The following is a 20,678-nucleotide window of genomic DNA, read 5'->3' on the forward strand; positions in this document are numbered from 1 at the left end:
GATTTTCTTTTCCTTTGGATTTTCTTGTTCTCCGCATGGGTATCCTGCGAAAAAGGCGGATCTTGCCGGATTCTCTCAAATGCTTGATCGAGCGGAGGTGGCATCCTTACAAGGTGCTCCGTACCATACTTGTGTTGCCTTTGTTAGCAATTGCCGAGCGATGGGTGCTCGGTTTCGGCAAGATCCGGTTGGAGTATAATACGGTTGAGCATGTTTTTGTGCAGGCTTATATCGCTTGTCAGATATTATTGCTGATTATCATGGTGTTGCCTTTTAATGAGCGGGCGCAAGTGGATGATTATTATGAGTTGCCTTGGTGGCTCATATTTGTTTTGTTGGGACTACAAGCAGCTGTGTCGCTCTTCTTGGTGGGTAAGTTTCTGGCGTGTCGTTCTCTTGTCCGTGATATGTTTGCTGATCTTGCTGCTTCTTGCGGTGTTGGTGTTCGCTTTTGGCATTTATCTGTTAGCTCTTGATGTCGGCTAATAGCGACTCATACGTAAAAAGGCGTTTGGGAATATGTATAGAGACAAGTTGTCAGTTCCCGTTTCGGGTATTTGTCTGTTTCGTCCGAAATATTGTCAGTCATGCCTAAGCGAATTCGTTTGGCACACTATTCGCATAGACTTAGGCGTGAACATAAAGTTCCAAACTAAAAAGTAATATTATTAACATTTAAAATACCGAGAAAATGAACATTAGACCATTAGCAGACCGTGTGCTTATTAAGCCGGCCGCTGCGGAAGAGAAAACACTAGGTGGAATTATCATTCCTGACTCAGCAAAGGAAAAACCTTTAAAGGGCGAGATTGTTGCTGTAGGTAACGGAACGAAAGATGAGGAGATGGTTGTAAAGGTAGGCGATAACGTGTTGTATGGTAAATATGCCGGTACTGAGATCGAGTTTGAAGGCGAGAAGTACTTGATGATGCGTCAGTCAGACGTTTTGGCTATTATCTAAATTCATTTTATAAACAGTAACAAATAAAGAAAAACAATCATGGCAAAAGAGATTAAATATGATATGGATGCCCGCGACCTTTTGAAGAAAGGCGTGGATGAGTTGGCGAATGCCGTTAAAGTAACATTAGGTCCGAAAGGTCGCAACGTTATTATCGAGAAGAAATTCGGAGCACCTCACATCACGAAGGATGGCGTAACGGTCGCTAAAGAAGTAGAGTTGGCTTGCCCATTCGAGAACATGGGTGCTCAATTGGTGAAGGAAGTGGCTTCCAAGACCAACGATAACGCCGGTGACGGTACGACTACAGCTACGGTTTTGGCTCAGTCTATCATTGGTGTCGGTTTAAAGAACGTTACTGCCGGAGCGAACCCGATGGATTTGAAACGTGGTATCGACAAGGCTGTCGCTAAGGTTGTAGAGAGCATCGCTAACCAAGCTGAGGCTGTAGGTGATAAGTTCGAGAAGATCGAGCATGTAGCGAAGATCTCCGCAAATGGTGACGAGGCTATCGGTAAGTTGATCGCGGAGGCTATGCAACGTGTGAAGACTGAAGGTGTTATCACGGTTGAGGAAGCTAAAGGTACTGAAACTACAGTTGACGTAGTTGAGGGTATGCAGTTTGACCGCGGTTATATCTCTCCGTACTTCGTAACGGATACAGAGAAGATGGAGTGCCAGATGGAGAATCCGTATATCTTGATTTATGACAAGAAGATCTCCGTATTAAAAGACCTTCTTCCTATCCTTGAGCCGACCGTACAGAGCGGACGTCCTCTTTTGATCATCGCTGAGGATATCGACAGCGAGGCTTTGGCTACATTGGTAGTGAACCGTCTGCGTGGTTCCTTGAAGATCTGCGCTGTTAAGGCTCCGGGCTTCGGCGACCGTCGTAAGGCTATGTTGGAAGATATCGCTGTATTGACAGGCGGTACGGTTATCTCTGAGGAGAAAGGTTTGAAATTGGAAGGTGCTACAATGGATATGCTGGGTACCGCTGAGAAGATCACGGTAGACAAAGATACCACTACCATTGTAAATGGTGCTGGTGACAAGGAGGCTATCCAAGCTCGTATCGGCCAGATCAAGATCCAGATGGAGAACACGACATCTGATTACGATAAAGAGAAATTGCAAGAGCGTTTGGCTAAGATGGCCGGCGGTGTAGCTGTTCTTTACGTAGGTGCTCCTTCTGAGGTTGAGATGAAAGAGAAGAAAGACCGTGTGGATGACGCATTGCACGCAACTCGTGCCGCTATCGAAGAAGGTACGGTGCCCGGTGGTGGTGTAGCCTATATCCGTGCTATCGATGCATTGGAAGGCATGAAGGGCGACAACGAGGACGAGACTACAGGTATCGAGATCGTTAAGCGTGCTATCGAGGAGCCGCTTCGCCAGATCGTAGCTAACGCAGGTAAGGAAGGTGCCGTTATCGTTCAGAAAGTGAAGGAAGGCAAGGGCGACTTCGGTTACAACGCTCGTAAGGACTGCTTCGAGAACTTGTGCGAGGCTGGTGTAATCGACCCGGCTAAGGTAACTCGCGTAGCATTGGAGAACGCAGCTTCTATCGCTGGTATGTTCTTGACTACAGAGTGTGTGATCGCAGAGAAGAAAGAAGAGACTCCGGCTATGCCTCCGATGAACCCGGGTATGGGTGGCGGAATGGGCGGTATGATGTAATCGACTCCCGTGATTAATGATATGGGCGGCCGTTCCGGAAGGGACGGTCGCTTTTTTTATTTTCATTTGCTTGCTAATTGGAAAAAACGATTACCTTTGTATGCGCAATACCGATAGGTTGCGCTTCAGAATGATTAAAAAAAGCCCAGGTGGCGGAATTGGTAGACGCGCTCGTTTCAGGTGCGAGTGGTTTTGCGATCGTGCAGGTTCGAGTCCTGTTCTGGGCACTTCCCAAAATAGAAAAAATGCAATCCTATACAGAAGACGAAATTGTAGTACAGCTCCGGGACCCGGCCCGACAACGTGAGGCCTTCGCCAAGGTCGTAAGCTTGTATGGCGAGAAGTTGTATTGGCATATACGAAAGATGGTACTGGATCATGAGGATGCGAACGACTTACTCCAAAATACATTTTTGAAAGCTTGGACGAACATCGAGCTTTTTCGTGGCGAGGCTAAATTATCTACATGGCTTTATAAGATCGCGATCAACGAATGCATTACTTTCCTAAATAAACAGCGAAATATGAATAACGTATCTATTGACGATGCGGATACCTTTTTGCTGGAACGTTTGAAAGGGGATGAATACTTCGATGGTGACGAGATACAGGTAAGATTGCAAAACGCTATTCTTACCTTGCCGGAGAAACAACGCTTGGTTTTCAATATGAAGTATAACGAGGAGATGAAGTACGAGGAGATGTCCGAGATACTAGGTACCTCTGTCGGGGCTTTGAAGGCCTCGTATCATCATGCGGTGAAAAAAATCGAGGAGTTTTTAACAAAAGAGGTTTAAACCTTTTGCCCGAATCGCTGTCAAAGCAATATAAAAAGAGAAAAAGTATGAAAAAAGAAGAAAACAACCTAGATCGCTTGAAAGGAACTAATCCTTTCACTGTACCGGAAGGGTATATGGAAGGGCTTACGGAGCGGATCATGAGTCAGCTCCCCGAGAAGCCGGAGGAGAGGGCGAAACGGATTTCCTTGATGGATCGTGTTCGTCCGTGGTTGTACATGGCTGCGGTATTCGCTGGTCTTGGTTTGTTTTTCAAGGCTATCGTGGGAATAAACGGTTCCGATGGTAGTACTGCGTCTGATTCTTTACTGGTCCGGACGGAAGTCCCGACAACGGCTTTAGACGCTATTGAAGCGGAAGAAGATGAGGAGTATTTGGAGTATTTGGAAGTTCAGTACGCCAATTATCTCTTAGATGAGGAACTTTCCTATTCTGAATAAAGTTTAAAATAGTAATTTTATCGAAGATTTTTGTAATAATACTTGTATGAATAAAATATTTTTCATTACATTTGTAGCGATTTCGGTTCTACTCTCTTTCAATGCTACGGCACAAGAGAAGAAAGAGCAAAGACATTTTGATAGAGAAGCATTCGAAGCAAGGCGGAATGCTTTTATTACGGCTGAAGTTGGCCTTACACCTGAGGAAGCTGCACAATTTATTCCTTTATGCAATGAGTTGCGACAGAAAAAATTTGAGGTAGGTCGTGAATGTCGTAAGTTATCAAAAGAAATTCGACATAAGGAGAATCCGACAGATGCTGATTATAACAAAGTGATAGACGAATGTCTGGATGTTGAGATAAAAGAGGCACAGTTGGAAAAAGAGTATTTTGAGAGATTCAAGAAGATACTTTCTCCCGAAAAGGTCTATAAATACCGAAATGCGGAATATAAGTTTGTCCGGAATTTTATGAAGAGTGGTCGGGACAATAAAAAGGAAGAAAAACAGAAAAAGTAAAATATTATCATTATTTGTGTTTTTTGTTTAGATTTAGTTTTGGCGTTTAAGTTAAGGGAGGGGTGGCGACGTGATGTCGGTTCCCCTTTTGTTTTGCCCTTATCCTTGCTTTATAAGCCTTTGGCCTTGGCCTCATTCCATAGTTGGTCCATTTCCTCCAATGTCATATCTTTCAAGGAACGACCTTCTTGGATCGTATGTTCCTCCAGATAATTAAAACGGCGGGTAAACTTCTGGTTCGTGCGTTCCAATGCATTGTCCGGATTTATTTTGTATAGGCGGGCAGCGTTGATCAAGCTAAAGAAGAGATCTCCGAACTCAGCTTCCATCTTATCTGCGTCCATCCTGTCTATCTCGGTTTTCAACTCATTCAATTCCTCCTGTACCTTATCCCATACTTGATCCCGTTGTTCCCAGTCGAAACCTACGTTACGGGCCTTATCTTGGATACGATGCGCTTTTACTACGGATGGGAGGGAAGCGGGAACACCTTCCAGCACGGTTTTGTTACCCCCCTTTTCTTTCAATTTAAGCTGCTCCCAGCTTTGCTCTACCTTTTGGGCGGTATCGGCGGAGGTATCTCCGAATACGTGTGGATGGCGGTAAATCAGTTTCTGGCAAAGGCTGTCGCAGACATCCTTGATATCGAAAGCTTCTTTTTCCTCGCCGATCTTGGAGTAAAAGACGATGTGCAATAACAGGTCTCCTAATTCCTTTTTTATGTTTGTGTTATCCTCACGCATCAGGGCCTCGCATAATTCATAGGTTTCCTCGATCGTATTCGTACGGAGGCTCTCGTTTGTCTGTTTACGATCCCAAGGGCATTTTACCCGTAATTCATCCAGAATGTCGAGTAATTGCCCGAAGGCTTCCAGCTTCTCTTCTCTAGTTGCCATATTATTTACTTATTCTATAATGATTGTAAAAAGAATGAGGGCAGGGTAGAACCCGGCCCTCTGTTTGTTTTATTGTTGTTCTTTCTTGAATTCTTTCAATCCGTTTTGAAGGAACTGGATGTATTTGGAAACATCCTCATTGAATGCGTATGAAGGTCCGAGCGGCTGTCCCTCGTCATTCAATAAGATGTAGAATGGCTGGGCATTAGAACCGAACTTGCTTCGTTGCAAATAACTCCATTTATCACCGATCGTTTTCAGCTTACGAGTCTTTCCGTTCTCTTGGATCTCGATGGGTTGCGGGAGTTTCGTTTTATCGTCTACCATGAGAGTGATTAACACGTAACCATTTTCTAGCATTTGTTTCACCTTAGGATCCGTCCAAACGGAAGCCTCCATCTTACGGCAGTTTACGCAACCGAAACCGGAGAAGTCGATCATGACGGGTTTATTTACCTTCTTGGCATAAGCCATACCGGATTCATAATCGTCGAACGCAGCGTGTACCTCGTTTTTGTATAGATTGAAATCTTGTGTATACAACGGAGGAGCGAATGCGCTGATTGCCTTTAACGGAGCGCCCCAAAGTCCCGGAACCATGTAAATGGCGAAAGCGAAAGAGATAATCGCCATGAACAGACGAGGAACAGATACATATTTTACTTCGCTATCATGGCTAAACTTGATCTTTCCTAATAAATAAACACCCAATAAGCTGAAGATCACGATCCAAAGCACGATAAAAGCCTCACGGTCTAGTAAACGCCAGCCATACGCTAAGTCCGCTACGGAAAGGAACTTCAAAGCCAATGCCAACTCCAAGAAGCCCAATACGACCTTCACTGAATTCAACCATCCGCCGGATTTCGGCATACTTTGCAGCATATTCGGGAAGATGGCGAAGACACTGAACGGGATGGATAACGCCAAAGCGAAACCAAACATACCGATAGCCGGTCCTACCGCCGTACCCATAGAAGCAGCCTGTACCAACAAGGTTCCGATAATCGGCCCCGTACAAGAGAAAGATACCAATACCAACGTAAACGACATAAAGAAAATACTTAATATACCGGTCGTTGAATCGGCCTTGCTATCCAATTTGCTAGTCCATGACGCAGGTAATACCAGCTCGAAGGCTCCGAAGAAGGAGACTGCGAATACTACCAACAGCAAGAAGAACAGGATATTAAAGATCGCGTTCGTTGATAAATCATTCAATGCACTCGCTCCGAAGATGCCGGTAATCAACAAGCCCATAACCAAATAGATTACGATAATAGATAATCCATAGGTGATAGCGTCGCGAATCGCTTTCTTACGATCTTTCGTACGTTTCAGGAAGAAGCTAACCGTCATAGGGATCATCGGCCAAACGCAAGGAGTCAATAAGGCGATCAAACCTCCCAAGAAACCCGCAAAGAAGATGAATAACCAAGACGTATCCGCCGCCGATACCGTAGCGTCGCCGAACGATTTCAATTGGTCGATAACCGGAGACCAAAGATTCGGGCTGTCGGTTAAGCTGTCGGATGCTTTAGGAGATGTCGTAGCCGGTGTCTCTTTAGCGGCGGGGTCCGGAGTGTTCAATTCGCTAGCATCTTCCGCTACGACCTGCGTATCCGGCTGTACGGTCGTGACGTCATCTTTATCCACCTCTGTAGTCGAGCTATTAGCTGCCAGAGCTGGATCTACATGGATACTTTTCTTATCGAAAGAGAAAGGTATTTGATCCGGGGGAAGGCAAGTCTCGTCATTACAAGCCATAAATTCCACCTCGCCCTCCGCCTTGAATTTTGCGGGATCGGTAACCTTTAGTTTTTGGGTGAACGATACCGTACCCGGATACCAACGAAGATTCATGGCGAATTGCTCGTCGTAAACCGTGGTTGGCTTTACTGAAGGAACCGGCTGGCCTATCAGTTCAGCTCCATTCAATGTCTCGAATGTGAAAGATGTAGAAACAGGACCTCCTTCCGGCAGGTTCATGTCATACAGGTGCCAACCTTTCTCCGCCGTGGCGGTAAAGACGATCTCTTTCTCGGGTGCGCCGCCCTTGTCGTCTAGTTTAATTTTCCACTTGACAGGCGTAAGTATTTGTGCCTGCGCTACCAGCGCTATTAGCGCCAGCATGATCGAACTGATGAGCTTCTTCATTTTTTGTCCTTTATTGATAGATTACTTTGCTGTCGATGTGAATTTCTCCGGGATCCGTGTCTCGAAGCGCATCTCCTCGCCTGTTACCGGGTGGATGAAACAGAGCCTGCGGGCATGGAGCATCAAGCGTCCGGCGGGATTTGTCTCCGCCCCGTATTTAGAGTCTCCGGCTATCGGATGGCCGATGGATTGCATCTGCGCACGGATTTGGTTCTTGCGTCCCGTCTCCAGATCGAGTTCCACGAGCGAATAGCGATTGTTCGTTTGCAGGAGTCGGTAGCGTGTGATCGCTTCCTTCCCGTCACCATCTTGCGTCACGTACACTTGCATATGCTTGTTCTCCACGAGGTTGGATACGATCAAATCCGTGTCTTTCTCCGGTCGTCCCTCTATCACGGCCACGTAGGTCCGTTGCGTGACGGCCTCGCTCCAATTGGACTGTAGTTGCTCTTTTACCTTCTGGTTCTTGGCGAACATCATGATACCCGATGTGTCTCGGTCCAGACGGTGCAAAACGAATATCTTGTTGCGAGGGTCGCATTCTTTCAAGTAATCGCTCAGGATACGGTAGGCCGTACGCTCCTTGATACGATCGGTAGATACGGATAGCAAACCTTCCCGCTTGTTGATCACGATGAGGTCATCATCTTCCCAAACAATTCTAAGTAACGGATTGTTGAATTCCACCTTCCCTCTTCCATAGTTGATCCCGACCGTATCGTTAGGGTTCAGCGGGGCATCGAACTGCCGGGTGACTTTCCCGTTTACCGAGATCTGTCCCCTGCTCAATAATCCTTTCACGGACGAGCGGCTTTGTTCTTTTAATAACTCGAACAGGAAAGGTAGCAAAGTGTTACTTTCACCCACCATTACCCGTCGTTCTTTAGAGGGTTTACGTCGATTATCCCCTCCTTTATACTCAGATCGCTTTCTCATATCTATTTTTTATAGTACGCGAAGATACAGGCATTTACGCAAAGCTGCAATAGTGCGGAATAGAAAAACCGTTATAAATAGTTTGCTTGTTATTAGGAATAAACTTTTAAATCCCCAGATATAAAAGTAATAGCCATTCACTCTGTTTTTTAAATAGCGAGGTTGTGTCAAAACTCAAATTGAGCCTAGATGGGCTTTTGATTTGAAACTTGAACAAAAAGAAGAGCCATACTCATTACTCAAAACAGAGCTTGATACGACTCTTTTAGGTCCTGTGGTTACAATCTGTAACTTTTCGGAGAGATCATTTTAGTTTTGCCGCATTTACATTTGCAGTATTAAATATCCCAATAAAAATATAAGTGTATATTTGAAAAGAAGAGTTGCAGTGAACCAACTTTGACACTAGTTTTTAATGACTATAGGCTGAATCAGACTGCAACTCTCTTAATCGGAGAACCTAGCCAGTTAGAATTGTAGGCTTACGACCTAATAAATGTATTAGCTGTTTCTCCTTCATGTTTGTATCAATTAGCTTCATAGATTATCGCTATTGAACTATATTTGTAATCTGAAAATATTATAAATAGCATCACCTGTTGCAAGAACCAATTGGGCAAGCCATATGATTATGCTTAACAGTTCGCTTCCATTGGGTGTAAGTTATTGGTATATGAAACAGTCCGTGGAAATGGGCAATGGTTTTGCTTTTGTTGCCCGACAGAAGCATTTTCAAATTGATAACAGTGATTTCTTTGCCGACCTGATTCTATATTTGGAATAAGCGGCAAGTCGATTGACGAAGTAAAACGTAACTATAAAGGATAGTATTATGAATATCGAGGAACTGCTACAGCAACTCTTAGAAAGAAAGACCGATATGCGTTTCAACAATGTAGAGATTAATCCGAATACGATACGGGCAATCATGATAAATGAGGTTGTTCCATCATGCCCGGAAGATGATTTCTATGGAAAACCGGATGCCGCATCCGGTCTATGCGTGGATGGGTTGGATTTGCGCTTTGAGCCCATCCGAAACGACTTTTGAATCATTGAAGCCATATATACTTGAATCTTATGAATATGCAAAAGAGAAATTCAGCAAAAGGAAATAACCGTTGTGATAACGAATATATTTATTGGTTATGTATCACAGTTGCAGGAATGTTCATTTTACCATTCGCGATTGCTCATTTCGTATCGGAGTGCATCGGCATGGCCTTGTGTATGATATTATTTCTAGTTCTCAATCCAGCTTATTTAATCGTATTGGGAACTATTTGTGGAAGAAACATCAGGCAGATGTGGAATCTTCCGTTGATTGCTACAGTCATGTTTTTGGCTGGAACATGGTTGTTTTTTGATATAAAGGAGGTCTGGTTCCTGATATATGCCGCAATCTACCTTGTTTTGGGTTGGATCGCAATGTTTGTAAGCAAATATGTAAAGAGAGCTTAAATATGGGAATGTGGAATCATTTATATTTCTGACAAAGCGGATTGAATGATTTTCAGTCTGCATCCCTAATGACTGGAATAACGGATATGAGAATGTCTCGGTCGGTTGCACTGTTGAAAATCCACAAAATGCGACTTCCGATTAGCCATTTTTTCTAAATAGCCAATCAAACATTTAAGAATATTATCTGTCCACTTTGAATTTTGACAATACGGCATACATTTTATCAAAAACGGAAAGTTGTATACGCTAAAAGTTGGTGATTTATGTAGCCAAGCTAAAGGATGAACCGTGAATGTGCCTTCGCCTACTGTCATTTGGGGCGGAGCGGGGATAATGCTTACGCTTCTTTCTCCAGCATCTGAGGATGAATAGGCGATAAATGTAATAAAATTACAGAGGATCAATGTCCATGCGAGAGTGATTCTTTTCATTCTTATTTTAAATTTATAGGTTATATCATGGTAAAAGTAAGGATTTGTTTTTACTTTTACACGAATTTCACAAAAGAGTGCTATGATCAAAGAGAATTTCATTAAGATTTACGAGGAGAGTTTCAAGGAAAACTGGGCCTTGCCGGCATTAACGGATTACGGAAAAGGTAAGACCTTCACTTTTGGTGATGTAGCAACGGAGATCGCACGTATTCATCTTTTATTTCATGAATGCCAAGTCCGCCGAGGAGACAAGATTGCGTTGATCGGTAAAGACAGTTCCCGTTGGTGTATCGCTTATATGGCGGCTGTTACTTATGGGGCGATTATCGTACCAATTCTTCAAGACTTCAATCCGAATGACGTCCATCATATAATCAACCATTCTGAATCGGTCTTTTTGTTCGTTAGCGACCGGATTTGGGATTCCTTGGAAGAGGATAAGATCGAGGAGGTTCGCGGTGTATTTTCTCTTTCTGATTATCGTTGTTTACATCAGCGGGATGGCGAGAATATCCAGAAACTGATGAAATCGCTGGATGAGAAGATGACCGAGAAATATCCGGATGGCTTTACCAAAGAGGATATCAAATATGCGGAGCTGGATAATGACAAGGTGGTAGAAATCAACTATACATCGGGTACGACCGGCTTCAGCAAAGGGGTTATGTTAACGGGGAATAATTTGGCCGGTAACGTGACGTATGCCCGGACCTTGGATCTTTTGTTTAGAGGTGACAGGGAATTATGTTTCCTGCCTTTGGCCCATGCCTATAGTTGCGCTTTCAATTTATTAGTACCCATGGCATTCGGGGTGCATGTCTATTTGTTAGGTAAGGTGCCGTCTCCTAAAATCTTATTAAAGGCATTCGAGGAGGTGAAGCCGAACTTGATCTTGATGGTTCCGCTGATCTTGGAGAAGATCTATAAGAAGATGATTCTTCCTCAGTTGAGTAAGCGAACCTTGAAGTTGGCCTTGAATATCCCCTTGTTGGACTCGCGCATCTACGCCCAGATCCGTAAACATTTGGTAGATGCCTTGGGTGGGCGTTTCCGCGAGGTGATCGTGGGGGGGGCCGCCATGAATCAAGAAGTAACGGATTTCTTGTATAAGATCAAATTCCCGTTCACGATCGGTTATGGCATGACGGAATGTGGTCCGTTGATCAGTTATGACCATAATGATGAGTATGTGCCTGGCTCTTGCGGACAGATCTTGAAAGGGATCATGAAAGTCCGTATCGATTCGGAAGATCCTTATAATAAGGTAGGCGAGATCCAGGTATCGGGCGAGAACGTAATGAAAGGCTATTATAAGAATGAGGAGGCAACCCAAAATGTCTTTACGAAAGATGGCTGGCTAAAAACGGGTGATTTGGGTACGATCGATCATGACAACCGTATTTTTATACGTGGACGTAGCAAGACGATGATCTTGGGTCCCAGCGGGCAGAACATCTATCCGGAGGAGATCGAGTCCAAGCTGAACAACCTGCCTTTCATTATGGAGAGCCTGGTGGTGGAGAAGAACGGCAAGCTGGTCGCTTTGGTCTATCCCGATTACGACACGGTGGACAGCACGGGGATCTCGCACTCCGATCTCCCGGTCATCATGGAGCAAAACCGGATCGAGCTAAATAAGCTCCTGGCTCCTTACGAGACGATCTCTGAGGTGCAATTGTATCCGACAGAATTCGAGAAAACACCGAAGAAAAGTATTAAGCGTTATTTGTATAGCAATTATTGAGTGCTAGCGAGAGGAGGAATCGGTGAAGAGAATCCGATGCCTATAGATGATCCGTGGGCCACCAGCTCGGTTTTGTCTTGGTTGCGTTGTAGAGCTTGCGGCAATCAACGCAATCCGGGTACGATACGAGCTTGATCTCGCTTAGATAATCCAGCCAAGGCAAGTCTTGGTGGTAGATGTAGGGGTATTTGGGGCACTCTTGCGACCGTGGCTCGTAATAATCGTGATCTCGGTTGTATAGATAGGTTGATTTTCGGGTGATGGTGGCTACCTCCACGAAGCCGATTACGGGGAGATCTGGATTCTCCAGGCAACGCACGTTACCATTGTTTTCGCTACTGGATAATACGTTGCTGAAGATACTTTATAATTAGTGTTGTTTACAGCATTCGCAATGGTTGGTGTTGAGGCTGGTAGGGCTTCAGGTTTGAATGCAAGTTTGCCTATTGCTCAAATTGAGTATTTTTTTATTGGTGGAAATTCTAGTGTTTCATTAGGTGTAGGAGGAATTGGAAGTGCTTATTATACGTTGAGTGGTCCCTCTGCGGCCGGTTATGAATATCGTTGGTCTGCTGTGGGGACAGGAACGAATACGGTTACGCCTAGTGGAGATGGTCGTGGTTGTCGAGTGGAGTTTAGAAGCACTCAATCAGGACAGGTGCGGGTGATATTTATGTTGATATTATTTATTGATAAAGTTAGTCTGAGAATAATCTTGTAGCACGTCTTCACTTTTTTTGAAATAGTTTCCCCTTATAAGGGATCCGTATCTGACCTTGTAGAGGAAAAAATGATATAGATCCTTTTTTGAAGGATATTTGTCCTTATTCAAATCGAAATAGAAAGCAAAAGCAACTAATATTCAGTATATTGTAAAAGCAGTGAAAAATAATTCAAAAAAAACTATCTTATGTTGTACAACATATATGATTAATACATACATTTGCATCGTTTTACAACAAGATATTATAGACCGTTTAAATTAAGAACAAAATGAAAAAGTTAGTTGCATTTGCTGCTGTTATCGCAGTTGTATCATTCGCATCTTGTGGCAACAAATCTGCTGAATCTACCGAATCTGTTGCTGAAACAGAAGAGGCTACTGTAGTTGAGAAAGCTCCTGTAGTAGAAGAGGATGCTGCCGCTACTGATTCTGTAGCTGTTGAGGTTACTGACTCTGTTGCCGTAGAAGCTGCTCCTGCTGAATAATAATCAGTAAACGAGTTTTGAGGACAGTCTGTATGCGTTGAACATACAGACTTTTTTTGTTTATAAACCATAGATAATGATATGAGACAAATTTTACTTCTTCCATTGGCCGCTCTATTGGCTATGCCGGTATTCTCGCAGACTCCTGCCGATACGACGCTTACGATCCGGAACATAGAGATTCAGGGTACCCGTTTCGCTGGGTTGAGCGAGAGGGGCGGGATGAAAATCTTGCGGGTAGATAATAACTTGAGTAGCGTTACCAATACGGCGGCAGATGCTTTTCGCCAATTGCCTTCTGTCATAACCGATATGGAAGGAGCCGTTACATACAGGGGCTCCGGTAATGTCGGGATGCTTGTCGATGGAGTTCCTTACGGTTTGCTGGAAGAATATAGCGGTGACGTGCTGATCCAACTTCCCGCCCTGTTCTTTAACCAGATCTCATTAGGGGCATTTCCTCCGATTAATGCGGTGCCGGATGGTGATGCGGGCATACTCAATCTGGTGCCTCGTATGTATGGAACGGGAGATTCCCCTCTATATGTTACGTTTGGGGCGGGATGGAATGAGCGATATAATGCGGGAGCGGTATTGAATTTGCATCCTGGAAAATTCCATATCAATGCGAAATACAATTATAGAAGGGAATACCGGGAACGATCTTTCAGCAAATCAACTGCGACAGCTAAAAACCGGACGGAGATGAATAATAACGCCACGGCTCGTCCGGACGTGCATGTGGCGGATATGAAAGTTGATTATGATCTTTCCGCAAAAGACCGGATCACCGTGCATGGCCTGTATCATTTGATGGATTATAGCCGGTATGGACGCATTAACAACCGGGTATTCAACCCAAAAGGGGAGCAAATGAAGTATGTGATCCGTAACCGGTATAACGATCAGTGTCAGGAAGCTTATGCCGCCGAAGCGTATTGGAACCATGAGATCGCAGAGAATCAAGGTTTTTATACCGTATTCAACTATAATAATTTCTCGTATGATGAGGATAATGATTTCAAGAATGAGAATCCTCAAAACGGAAATATAGTCTCGGAGGATAACCAATCTATCGACCATACGAAACATAATTATTTCTGGGGATTTGGATATGAACAGGAGATCGAAGGTTGGGACTTTAGTGTTGGTTACATCGGGCGTGCCCGGAAAGAGGATTATATAACAACAGCTTCGGACAAGAAAGACGGGAGTTTTGTGTTGAATGAATTGAAGTCTTATAATTATGATTTCAACCGGTACTTAAATTTGATTTATGCTACGGTAATAAAGAGCTGGGGAAACCTGAATGTTGATTTGGGGGTACAGGCGGAGTTCAGCCATACCCGAATGAATGATCCGAGTCCGGCTTGGGGTGGTTCTGCTTATCAATGGGGGGAGATTGAGAATTCTCGTTTTCATTTATATCCTCGTGTCCGCTTTACTTATGAGGTGAATAAAAATAATAAGTTGATTCTGAGTTATCAACAGCGTGTGATTCGCCCGACAGGAGCTTATCTATGTTCTGCCCTCAATAGTAGTGACGCTACGCACATCATTCAAGGTAATCCGGACTTGAAGGATGAGTTTATCCATAACGTAGAACTGGGATATCAGTTCTACGCTACCCGTCTCCGTTTGACTCCGGCTATTTATTACCGGAATCGTACGAATCGTATCATGGAAACCGCTAGCCAAGTAAATGACGAGACGGTTTGGAAGAAAGAGAATATCGGACATAGCCAAGCAGTCGGAGCCGACTTGTCCGGTAGCTGGAAGCCGGTACGTATCTTGACGGTCGGTTTCTCTGGAGATATCTATCGGGACGAGATTGATGGGCGCACGATAGGCTATGACGAGAAGAAGTCTTTGGTTTGTTGGGATGTAAAGGGGAATGTAAACGTAAGTATTACGCCGACTACGGATTTTCAGGTAGACGGCTTCTACGTTTCCGACCAACTTACGCCTCAAGGTAAGATCAAAGGCCGTTATAGCGTAAATGCCGGTCTTTCTCAGTATTTCCTCAATCGTAAATTATGTGCGAACTTAAGTATCAACAATCTATTCGATAGTTTGGAAGAAATAACGATTATTGATGCCCCGAACTTAGAAATGACGCAGAAACGCAATCGTGATGCCCGGGTAGCTTGGCTTACGTTGACTTATGTTTTGTAAAGGTCGTCGCTGAACTGTGTAAAGGTCGTCACCGTACATCGTTTAGTGACGACCTTTGCTTTATGCTCTTATTGATCCGTGCGGAATGGAAGCATCCTTGCCGTTGGGGGAGGAATGAAAAAAGGAGAACACTGATTCAGACATCCTCCCTTTTTATGAAATAAAGAACAATTAAGCGTTTAGGACTTTCTTGAAGCGACGGATAAATTCCTTGGCTTCATCCATCGTCAAGCAAAGCGGAGGAAGCAGACGGATCGTATTGGTTCCGGCTACGCCCGTGAACACTTTCTCCTCAAAGAGAAGTTTGCTACGCATTTCCTTGATAGATTCCTCGAACTCGATACCGATCATTAAGCCACGGCCTCGAATTTCTTTGATACCCGGAAGTTTATGAAGCTCTTCCAATAAATAGGCACCCACTTTCGCGGCGTTATCAGTCAAACGCTCGTCTTCCATAATATCGAGAACGGCGATAGCGGCCGCACAAGCCAAATGGTTACCTCCGAAAGTAGTGCCGAGCATACCATAAACCGGCTTGAATTTCGGGCTGATCAATAATCCACCCATCGGGAAGCCATTAGCGATGCCTTTCGCTACCGAGATCAAGTCCGGCTTGATACCGGTATATTGGTGCGCGAAGAATTTACCGCTTCTTCCATATCCGGATTGGATCTCATCCAAGATCAGACAGGCATCATAAGTCGTACACAAGTCGCGTAACTCACGCATAAAATCATCCGTTGGCAATTGGATGCCACCTACACCTTGGATACCTTCGATGATCACGGAAGATACATCCCCCTTCTTCAACTCTTCCTCTACGGCGGAAGCGTCGTTCAATGGAAGATAAGTAACCGCTAGATCCTCATTTACCGGAGCGATGATCTTCGGGTTATCCGTCACACGTACGGCGGCGGAGGTACGGCCATGAAAGGCGTGCTTGAATGCGATCACCCGCTTCTTTCCATTATGGAAAGAGGCGAGCTTTAACGCATTCTCGTTCGCCTCCGCTCCGGAGTTGATCAAGAACAACGAATAATCCTCGTAGCCGGAAGCCTTTCCTAGCTTATCCGCTAATTTTTGTTGCAAGCTATTGATAACCGAGTTCGAATAAAAGCCTAATTTATTTACCTGCTTGGTAATCGCCTTTACGTAAGTAGGGTGGCTGTGACCCACCGAGATTACGGCATGGCCGCCATATAAGTCGAGGTACTCGTTTCCCTCGCTATCCCATACATGGCATCCTTTACCTTGTACGATCTCTATATTAAATAATGGATATACGTCGAATAAATTCATCTTTGTCGTATTTTTTAAAACGCAGAGGGTTTTAAGTGTAAGCCAACCGTCTCCTCCAACCCGAACAATAAGTTCATGTTGTGTACCGCTTGGCCGCTAGCGCCCTTCAATAAGTTATCGATCATAGAGATGATAAGGAGCTTATCATCTATTTTCTGTAAGTGGATCAAGCATTTATTCGTATTTACCACTTGTTTCAAATCCGGGTTCTTATCAGTGATAAACGTGAAGCTGTGATCATCATAATATTCCTCATAAATACGTCGGATCTCTACCAAGTCGATCTTGCAATCGATGTATGTCGTGGCGAATATACCACGGGAGAAATTACCGCGTACGGGGATGAAGTTGATCCGGCTTGAATAGCTCTTCTGCAACTGGCTCAAGCTCTGATTGATCTCGGCCAAGTGCTGATGCGTAAAAGGCTTATAGATCGATATGTTGTCGTTGCGCCAGCTAAAGTGAGAGGTGGAAGAAGGCTTCACGCCCGCTCCCGTAGAACCCGTGATGGCATTGACATGCAAGTCGGAATTCAGCATCAAGTGCTTCGCCAACGGCAATACGCCCAATTGGATGCAAGTAGCGAAACAACCGGGGTTCGCTATATGCCGGGCGTTGCAAATCCGGCGGCGGTTTAATTCCGGCAGGCCGTACACGAAATCGTGCTCCGGGCCTTCGATCCGGTAGTCCATGCTCAGGTCGATAATCTTCACATTCTCGGGAACCGTGTGGCTCTCCATGAACTTCTTCGTATCGCCATGAGCGGTACAGAAGAACAGAAGGTCGATGCTATCCAGCGGTAACTCGCTGGTGAACACCAAATCCGTCTCGCCATAAAGACCGCCATGCACGTCCGTGATCTTGTTACCGGCGTTACTGCTACTGTTTATAAATGTAAGCTCGGCATCAGGGTGGTTTAGGAGCAGGCGGATCAATTCACCCGCCGTGTAACCCGCTCCGCCTATAATTCCGCATTTAATCATATCTCTTCGTCTTTATGGTTCGTATAATAAACACGCAACGGAGTGGAAAGAACCTTGATGAAGCCTTTGGCGTCTTCGGCGGTCCAGCCTTTCTGCATCTCTCCGTACTCACCGAATTTCGTCTTTACCAAGTCGTCCTCAGATTCTACGCCAACGGTAGAGAAGGACAACGGACGAAGCTCCAGAATAGCCGTACCGTTCACGTTGCGCTGAGACTCTTGCAACATCGCCTCGATATCGCGCATCACCGGTTCCAGATATTGGCTCTCGTGTAAGAACATGCCGTACCAGTTCGCTACCTGATCCTTCCAATATTGTTGCCATTTGCTCAACGTATATTTCTCTAGGAAGCGGTGTGCCCCGATAATCAACATTGGAGCGGCAGCCTCGAAACCGACACGTCCCTTGATACCGATAATCGTATCGCCCACGTGCATATCGCGGCCGATACCGTAAGCGGCCCCGATCTCCTCGATCTTCTGGATAGCGGCGATCTTATCCTCGAACACCTCACCGTTCACGGCATGAACCTCACCGTTCTTGAACTCGATGCGCAATTGCTCGCTGCCGGTCTTCTCCACTTGTTTCAGATAAGCGCTCTCGGGCAATCCTTGTGCGGAGTCAAGAATCTCGCCACCGCAGATAGAGGTTCCCCAGAGACCTACGTTATAGGAGTATTTCAACTTCGTGAAATCGGCCTCGAAACCGTGTTCCTTCAAGTAGTTGATCTCAAAATCACGGCTTAAGGCCATATCGCGGGTCAACGTGATAATCTCCACGTTCGGAGCCAATACCAAGAAAGTCATATCGAAACGGATCTGATCGTTACCCGCTCCGGTAGAACCATGGGCGATAGCGTCGGCGCCAATCTCGTTCGCGTAGCGAGCGATCGCCAAGGCTTGGAAGATACGCTCGGAACTTACGGAGATCGGATACGTACCATTACGCAGCACGTTTCCGAAAATCATGTACTTCAAGCTCTTCTCATAATACTCTTTCGTAACGTCGATTGTCACGTATTTCGTGGCGCCTAGCTTATAGGCGTTCTCCTCGTTTTGTTTCAATTGTTCCTCGCTGAAACCACCGGTGTTAGCGCAAGCGGCGTATACCTCGTATCCTTTTTCCTTCGCCAGATACATGACCGTGAATGAGGTATCCAAACCTCCACTGAACGCTACTACTACTTTCTTCTTCATTGTTTCTTTATTTTATGTTGTTTTTTTATCGTGTTCATTTAGTCTTTTTTAGCCTGATCGCGGGCCTCCCGCTCTCGTTGCGCACGATGCGGATCGGCCGGGTCGAACAGCATGGCCGTGCAGATGCAATACTTACGTTCGGTGCGTTCCAAGATATCATGGTTCACGCAACCGTTGCAACCCCGCCAGAAAGCCTCATCGTCCGTCAAATCGGAGAACGTCACCGGTACATATCCCAGCTCGGTATTCATCTTCATCACGGCCGCTCCGGAGGTAAGGCTGAATATCTTCGCTTTCGGCCAGCGCATGCGGGCCAGCTGAAAGGTCATGTCCTTGATGCGCTTCGCAAGCCCCAGTCCGCGGAATTTCGGGTGTACGATCAAGCCGGAGGTCGTCACGTACTGCTTATTCCCCCACGACTCTATATAACTGAATCCGGCGAACTCCTTGTCGGCCAAGGCGATTACCGCTTTCCCCTCTTTCATCTTTTGGGCCACATACTCGTGAGTACGTTTGGCGATACCCGTGCCCCGCACCTTAGCGGCATCCTCTATCGTTTGCAGGATGGTGTCTACGTATTCCTCGTGCGAGGCCTCGGCGATCATAACATCGATTTCAATTTCCTTTTCCATTCTATTGTTTGTTCTTAGTTTTTCCATTTATATAAAATGCGATAAAGCGGCAATCACCTTCTCTTGGCTTACACCGTTGCGGGGGATTACCAAGATCGTATCGTCTCCGGCTATGGTGGCCAGTATCTCGCTAGGAGCATGGGAGTCTATGTCCGAGGCGATTCCCATGGCGTAACCCGGTCGCGTTTTCACCACTGCCAAGTTTCCGGAAAACTCGATATTCGGCTTTTTCTTGCCTTCAGGCTGTGCTTGTTTGCTTATACTCTCTTCGGGAAGGCGATATACATAATCTCCGTTTCCGTCGTGTACCTTGGCTACTTTCAGTTGCTTGATGTCGCGGGAAAGCGTAGCTTGCGTAACCGAGAATCCGCTATCTTCCAATTCTTTAAGCAGTTCTTCTTGATTACTTATCACCTTCGTCTGTATAATACCGCAAATGGCATCCAATCGTTCCTTCTTTGTACTCATGTTGTATATTTATGCAAAACAGGCTGCAAATATAAAGAGTATTGTTGAATAAATATGCAATTAATGTTTTTTTTTCTATCTATAAGTAGGAGGTAAGGGATTTTCCTGCTTAGCTTAGGTTGAATTGCTATAAGTATTAGGCATTTCATCTATTTATATTCATCTTCTATCAGCTGTTAGAAGATCATACAACAGCTGTTAGAATATCATGCACCAATTGGTGCATGATCATGCAACGGATGGTAGATAATGAATGTCATTCAAAGAAAAGGCTAATACTTCCTATAGAAAGAACGAAAGGGTGTGGTCGTTTTGAACAAAATGGTAGTATCTTTGCGTTATTAAATAGAGAGTATCAGGTTTAATTTCAAGTAAAAGGATATGAGAAAAATAGCAAGTTTATTCGTGGCCTTGCTTTTGTTGGCAGGCTGTTCCAGCGTACCGTTGACAGGACGTAAGCAAGTGCTGTTGGTTTCGGCTCTGGGTACGAATAAACCCTGATAATCGCTTGATTATCAGGGTTTTCTACTTTCATAGGGCGTACTAAATGTGTACTGAATGACGAATACAAAGAAAAGGTGTACTTTTATAGTTTTTCTCCCTGCGTCTTTATGATTTCTTAACTATTACCTTATCTTTTCTTCCTTATTATTGCCGATGTTTTCGGGAAAAGTGAGATTCTTACCT

At 44.9% G+C, this 20,678-nt stretch carries 22 protein-coding genes, 1 tRNA gene and 2 pseudogenes; 16 read left to right on the forward strand and 9 right to left on the reverse strand.

Translation table 11 applies throughout. The features are described 5' to 3' along the window. Nucleotides 1-14: 14 nt before the first annotated feature. From E5342_RS04095 to E5342_RS04125, 7 genes are all read left to right on the forward strand, one after another. The gene (locus E5342_RS04095) at nt 15-476 is read left to right on the forward strand and encodes a hypothetical protein (RefSeq protein ID WP_135958877.1); all 462 of its coding nucleotides are present in this window, start codon (nt 15-17) and stop codon (nt 474-476) included. A 215-nt stretch (nt 477-691) separates the two neighbouring features. Then, entirely contained in the window at nt 692-961 is a 270-nt protein-coding gene (locus E5342_RS04100; protein WP_121734837.1) for a co-chaperone GroES, read from the forward strand. 39 nt (nt 962-1,000) lie between these two features. Continuing rightward, nucleotides 1,001-2,641 carry a chaperonin GroEL gene (groL, locus tag E5342_RS04105; RefSeq protein WP_121734836.1) on the forward strand — a complete coding sequence of 547 codons (1,641 nt, stop codon included), beginning with the start codon at nt 1,001-1,003 and terminating at the stop codon, nt 2,639-2,641. A gap of 143 nt (nt 2,642-2,784) precedes the next feature. Continuing rightward, nucleotides 2,785-2,868 (forward strand) — tRNA-Leu (locus E5342_RS04110). A gap of 18 nt (nt 2,869-2,886) precedes the next feature. Then, nucleotides 2,887-3,438 (forward strand): RNA polymerase sigma factor, encoded by a 552-nt coding sequence (locus tag E5342_RS04115; RefSeq protein ID WP_008772592.1) that lies wholly within the window; start codon nt 2,887-2,889, stop codon nt 3,436-3,438. A gap of 47 nt (nt 3,439-3,485) precedes the next feature. Next, complete coding sequence (locus E5342_RS04120; RefSeq protein WP_036632978.1) at nt 3,486-3,878, forward strand: hypothetical protein; 393 nt, start codon at nt 3,486-3,488, stop codon at nt 3,876-3,878. Nucleotides 3,879-3,924: 46 nt separating this feature from the next. Then, nucleotides 3,925-4,398 carry a hypothetical protein gene (locus E5342_RS04125; protein WP_005858783.1) on the forward strand — a complete coding sequence of 158 codons (474 nt, stop codon included), beginning with the start codon at nt 3,925-3,927 and terminating at the stop codon, nt 4,396-4,398. A gap of 110 nt (nt 4,399-4,508) precedes the next feature. Here E5342_RS04125 and mazG read toward each other — a convergent pair whose 3' ends face one another. The 3 genes from mazG to E5342_RS04140 all read right to left on the reverse strand — a co-directional run bounded on the left by mazG (nt 4,509) and on the right by E5342_RS04140 (nt 8,387). Continuing rightward, the gene (gene mazG, locus E5342_RS04130) at nt 4,509-5,294 is read right to left on the reverse strand and encodes a nucleoside triphosphate pyrophosphohydrolase (RefSeq protein ID WP_121734835.1); all 786 of its coding nucleotides are present in this window, start codon (nt 5,292-5,294) and stop codon (nt 4,509-4,511) included. A 69-nt stretch (nt 5,295-5,363) separates the two neighbouring features. Continuing rightward, nucleotides 5,364-7,451: a protein-disulfide reductase DsbD family protein gene (locus E5342_RS04135; RefSeq protein ID WP_121734834.1), complete on the reverse strand. Its 2,088-nt coding sequence runs from the start codon at nt 7,449-7,451 to the stop codon at nt 5,364-5,366. Between the two features lie 21 nt (nt 7,452-7,472). Further along, the gene (locus E5342_RS04140; RefSeq protein ID WP_121734833.1) at nt 7,473-8,387 is read right to left on the reverse strand and encodes an RluA family pseudouridine synthase; all 915 of its coding nucleotides are present in this window, start codon (nt 8,385-8,387) and stop codon (nt 7,473-7,475) included. Between the two features lie 586 nt (nt 8,388-8,973). On the opposite strand from E5342_RS04140, the pseudogene E5342_RS04145 reads away from it, so the two are divergent. The 5 genes and pseudogenes from E5342_RS04145 to E5342_RS04165 all read left to right on the forward strand — a co-directional run. Then, a pseudogene (locus E5342_RS04145) lies at nt 8,974-9,162 on the forward strand (PDDEXK nuclease domain-containing protein); the annotation flags it as partial. Between the two features lie 57 nt (nt 9,163-9,219). Continuing rightward, entirely contained in the window at nt 9,220-9,438 is a 219-nt protein-coding gene (locus E5342_RS19280) for a hypothetical protein (protein ID WP_147442487.1), read from the forward strand. Continuing rightward, entirely contained in the window at nt 9,395-9,505 is a 111-nt protein-coding gene (locus E5342_RS19590; protein ID WP_236651390.1) for a DUF6194 family protein, read from the forward strand. The genes E5342_RS19280 and E5342_RS19590 overlap by 44 nt, the downstream gene beginning before the upstream one ends. Continuing rightward, a complete protein-coding gene (locus E5342_RS04155; RefSeq protein WP_246867057.1) occupies nt 9,468-9,848 on the forward strand; it encodes a hypothetical protein in 381 nt (126 codons plus the stop codon). Before E5342_RS19590 ends, E5342_RS04155 begins: the two co-directional genes overlap by 38 nt. 516 nt (nt 9,849-10,364) lie before the next feature. After that, nucleotides 10,365-12,029, forward strand: coding sequence for an AMP-binding protein (locus tag E5342_RS04165; protein WP_135958878.1), 1,665 nt, complete (start codon nt 10,365-10,367; stop codon nt 12,027-12,029). 40 nt (nt 12,030-12,069) lie between these two features. Here the strand turns inward: E5342_RS04165 and E5342_RS04170 are convergent, their stop codons facing one another. Next, nucleotides 12,070-12,348, reverse strand: a complete 279-nt coding sequence (locus tag E5342_RS04170) for a hypothetical protein (protein ID WP_135958879.1) — start codon at nt 12,346-12,348, stop codon at nt 12,070-12,072. A gap of 75 nt (nt 12,349-12,423) precedes the next feature. On the opposite strand from E5342_RS04170, the gene E5342_RS04175 reads away from it, so the two are divergent. From E5342_RS04175 to E5342_RS04185, 3 genes are all read left to right on the forward strand, one after another. Further along, entirely contained in the window at nt 12,424-12,750 is a 327-nt protein-coding gene (locus tag E5342_RS04175; RefSeq protein WP_135958880.1) for a hypothetical protein, read from the forward strand. A gap of 272 nt (nt 12,751-13,022) precedes the next feature. Further along, the gene (locus tag E5342_RS04180; protein WP_121734828.1) at nt 13,023-13,238 is read left to right on the forward strand and encodes a PG1828 family lipoprotein; all 216 of its coding nucleotides are present in this window, start codon (nt 13,023-13,025) and stop codon (nt 13,236-13,238) included. Between the two features lie 81 nt (nt 13,239-13,319). After that, nucleotides 13,320-15,413, forward strand: a complete 2,094-nt coding sequence (locus E5342_RS04185; RefSeq protein ID WP_121734827.1) for an outer membrane beta-barrel family protein — start codon at nt 13,320-13,322, stop codon at nt 15,411-15,413. Nucleotides 15,414-15,584: 171 nt separating this feature from the next. Here the strand turns inward: E5342_RS04185 and E5342_RS04190 are convergent, their stop codons facing one another. From E5342_RS04190 to E5342_RS04210, 5 genes are read right to left on the reverse strand one after another with little or no spacing between them, the layout of a single operon-like run. Beyond that, the gene (locus E5342_RS04190; protein WP_135958881.1) at nt 15,585-16,712 is read right to left on the reverse strand and encodes an aspartate aminotransferase family protein; all 1,128 of its coding nucleotides are present in this window, start codon (nt 16,710-16,712) and stop codon (nt 15,585-15,587) included. 14 nt (nt 16,713-16,726) lie between these two features. Next, nucleotides 16,727-17,695 carry an N-acetyl-gamma-glutamyl-phosphate reductase gene (argC, locus tag E5342_RS04195; RefSeq protein ID WP_005855221.1) on the reverse strand — a complete coding sequence of 323 codons (969 nt, stop codon included), beginning with the start codon at nt 17,693-17,695 and terminating at the stop codon, nt 16,727-16,729. Next, on the reverse strand, nt 17,692-18,891 hold the full coding sequence (locus tag E5342_RS04200; RefSeq protein WP_005865601.1) for an argininosuccinate synthase: 1,200 nt from the start codon (nt 18,889-18,891) through the stop codon (nt 17,692-17,694). Before E5342_RS04200 ends, argC begins: the two co-directional genes overlap by 4 nt. A gap of 38 nt (nt 18,892-18,929) precedes the next feature. Beyond that, complete coding sequence (locus tag E5342_RS04205) at nt 18,930-19,523, reverse strand: GNAT family N-acetyltransferase (protein ID WP_121734825.1); 594 nt, start codon at nt 19,521-19,523, stop codon at nt 18,930-18,932. A 27-nt stretch (nt 19,524-19,550) separates the two neighbouring features. After that, complete coding sequence (locus tag E5342_RS04210) at nt 19,551-19,991, reverse strand: arginine repressor (RefSeq protein WP_005855227.1); 441 nt, start codon at nt 19,989-19,991, stop codon at nt 19,551-19,553. A gap of 381 nt (nt 19,992-20,372) precedes the next feature. Between E5342_RS04210 and E5342_RS04215 the strand changes: the two are divergent. Then, nucleotides 20,373-20,468: pseudogene (locus E5342_RS04215) on the forward strand (lipoprotein); the annotation flags it as partial. Nucleotides 20,469-20,678: the final 210 nt, after the last annotated feature.

The sequence above is a fragment of the Parabacteroides distasonis genome (assembly GCF_004793765.1).
In the GTDB taxonomy this organism is placed as follows: domain Bacteria; phylum Bacteroidota; class Bacteroidia; order Bacteroidales; family Tannerellaceae; genus Parabacteroides; species Parabacteroides distasonis_A.

Coding starts and splice junctions, on each gene's coding strand:
- mazG (WP_121734835.1), bottom strand. CDS start 5,294: ATGGCAACTAGAGAAGAGAAGCTGGAAGCCTTCGGGCAATTACTCGAC.
- E5342_RS19590 (WP_236651390.1), top strand. CDS start 9,395: ATGGGTTGGATTTGCGCTTTGAGCCCATCCGAAACGACTTTTGAATCA.
- E5342_RS04125 (WP_005858783.1), top strand. CDS start 3,925: ATGAATAAAATATTTTTCATTACATTTGTAGCGATTTCGGTTCTACTC.
- E5342_RS04135 (WP_121734834.1), bottom strand. CDS start 7,451: ATGAAGAAGCTCATCAGTTCGATCATGCTGGCGCTAATAGCGCTGGTA.
- E5342_RS04155 (WP_246867057.1), top strand. CDS start 9,468: ATGAATATGCAAAAGAGAAATTCAGCAAAAGGAAATAACCGTTGTGAT.
- E5342_RS04185 (WP_121734827.1), top strand. CDS start 13,320: ATGAGACAAATTTTACTTCTTCCATTGGCCGCTCTATTGGCTATGCCG.
- E5342_RS04200 (WP_005865601.1), bottom strand. CDS start 18,891: ATGAAGAAGAAAGTAGTAGTAGCGTTCAGTGGAGGTTTGGATACCTCA.
- E5342_RS04210 (WP_005855227.1), bottom strand. CDS start 19,991: ATGAGTACAAAGAAGGAACGATTGGATGCCATTTGCGGTATTATACAG.
- E5342_RS04190 (WP_135958881.1), bottom strand. CDS start 16,712: ATGAATTTATTCGACGTATATCCATTATTTAATATAGAGATCGTACAA.
- E5342_RS04180 (WP_121734828.1), top strand. CDS start 13,023: ATGAAAAAGTTAGTTGCATTTGCTGCTGTTATCGCAGTTGTATCATTC.
- E5342_RS04120 (WP_036632978.1), top strand. CDS start 3,486: ATGAAAAAAGAAGAAAACAACCTAGATCGCTTGAAAGGAACTAATCCT.
- E5342_RS04205 (WP_121734825.1), bottom strand. CDS start 19,523: ATGGAAAAGGAAATTGAAATCGATGTTATGATCGCCGAGGCCTCGCAC.
- E5342_RS04140 (WP_121734833.1), bottom strand. CDS start 8,387: ATGAGAAAGCGATCTGAGTATAAAGGAGGGGATAATCGACGTAAACCC.
- argC (WP_005855221.1), bottom strand. CDS start 17,695: ATGATTAAATGCGGAATTATAGGCGGAGCGGGTTACACGGCGGGTGAA.
- groL (WP_121734836.1), top strand. CDS start 1,001: ATGGCAAAAGAGATTAAATATGATATGGATGCCCGCGACCTTTTGAAG.
- E5342_RS19280 (WP_147442487.1), top strand. CDS start 9,220: ATGAATATCGAGGAACTGCTACAGCAACTCTTAGAAAGAAAGACCGAT.
- E5342_RS04115 (WP_008772592.1), top strand. CDS start 2,887: ATGCAATCCTATACAGAAGACGAAATTGTAGTACAGCTCCGGGACCCG.
- E5342_RS04165 (WP_135958878.1), top strand. CDS start 10,365: ATGATCAAAGAGAATTTCATTAAGATTTACGAGGAGAGTTTCAAGGAA.
- E5342_RS04175 (WP_135958880.1), top strand. CDS start 12,424: ATGGTTGGTGTTGAGGCTGGTAGGGCTTCAGGTTTGAATGCAAGTTTG.
- E5342_RS04100 (WP_121734837.1), top strand. CDS start 692: ATGAACATTAGACCATTAGCAGACCGTGTGCTTATTAAGCCGGCCGCT.